This window comes from Pseudoalteromonas sp. S3776 (assembly GCF_005886915.1).
GTDB lineage: Bacteria > Pseudomonadota > Gammaproteobacteria > Enterobacterales > Alteromonadaceae > Pseudoalteromonas.
Map to the genome: position 1 here is coordinate 1 of NZ_PNCU01000106.1, position 397 is coordinate 397.

Annotated in this window: 1 pseudogene; it reads left to right on the forward strand. The window is 49.6% G+C overall.

The window, feature by feature from the left end:
* Positions 1–397: pseudogene (locus tag CWC16_RS19345) on the forward strand (phosphate ABC transporter permease); the annotation flags it as partial.

Below are 397 nucleotides of genomic sequence, written 5' to 3' on the forward strand. Positions count from 1 at the left end.
ACTGAGAAGCTGACCGATGGTCCTGTAGAACAGCTGGTCATTTCTCCCCGTAGCAATTACATACTGGTTAGCAACAATGGCACTACAGAGTTTTGGAGTGTTGATAATGAGCACCCGGAAGTGTCGTTATCTGCGCTCTGGGGTGAGGTCTGGTATGAAGGCTATGAGCAGCCTGAATATATCTGGCAATCATCCGCATCCAATAATGACTTTGAACCCAAACTGAGCCTGACTCCCCTGGCCTTCGGTACTCTCAAGGCTGCCTTTTACGCGATGCTGCTGGCTACGCCTCTTGCCATTGCTGGAGCAATCTATACAGCTTACTTCATGGCTCCTGTCATGCGTCGTAAGGTGAAACCTGTCATTGAGTTAATGGAAGCCCTGCCTACCGTAATCC